The following is a 489-nucleotide window of genomic DNA, read 5'->3' as shown; positions in this document are numbered from 1 at the left end:
CCTACGCGACGCAGGCGGCGGCGAAGGCGGTGCTCGGGGACAGGGGCAGTCCGCTGGTGTCCGCGTTCGTGCTGGGGGTGGCGGGACTGCTCTACGGGCGTGGGAAGGACCGGATGCCCATGACCGTCATCATGCCGGGGCTGTTGCAGCTGGCGCCGGGGTTCGTCGGAACGCAGGCCCTCGTCGCGCTGCTGGGCGCGGGAGGCGCGGGCGCGAACGCCCGGCTGTTCGACGTGTTGCTGGTGGCGCTCCAGCTCGTGCTGGGCCTGGTGTTCGCCACGGTGGTGGTGCCGCCGCGCTTCTCCGTGGACCGGGAGGACCCGGTCCCCCCTCGGGCTGGCAATGCGTAGCGGCTACGGGGTGGGAGGCCGCACGATGCAGCGGAAGCCGATGTGGCTGGCTCCGCTGTCCACGGCCTGGGGCGAGCGCGCCGCGGGGCGGTAGCGGCGGCAGTAGTTGGGCGCGCACAGGTGGCTGCCACCCTTGAGG

At 73.6% G+C, this 489-nt stretch carries 1 protein-coding gene and 1 pseudogene; one reads left to right on the top strand and one right to left on the bottom strand.

What is annotated here, in order from left to right:
• Positions 1 to 350 (top strand): annotated as a pseudogene (locus D7Y13_RS42250) (threonine/serine exporter family protein); the annotation flags it as partial.
• A gap of 3 nt (positions 351 to 353) precedes the next feature.
• Here D7Y13_RS42250 and D7Y13_RS42245 read toward each other — a convergent pair.
• Positions 354 to 489, bottom strand: a 136-nt coding sequence (locus D7Y13_RS42245; protein WP_147452678.1) for an SUMF1/EgtB/PvdO family nonheme iron enzyme, incomplete at its 5' end; no start/stop codon positions are given.

Origin of the sequence: Corallococcus praedator, from assembly GCF_003612125.1 — a bacterium.
In the GTDB taxonomy this organism is placed as follows: domain Bacteria; phylum Myxococcota; class Myxococcia; order Myxococcales; family Myxococcaceae; genus Corallococcus; species Corallococcus praedator.
The sequence above is the reverse complement of the archived record's forward strand: the minus strand, read 5'-3'. Positions and strand labels throughout refer to the sequence as shown.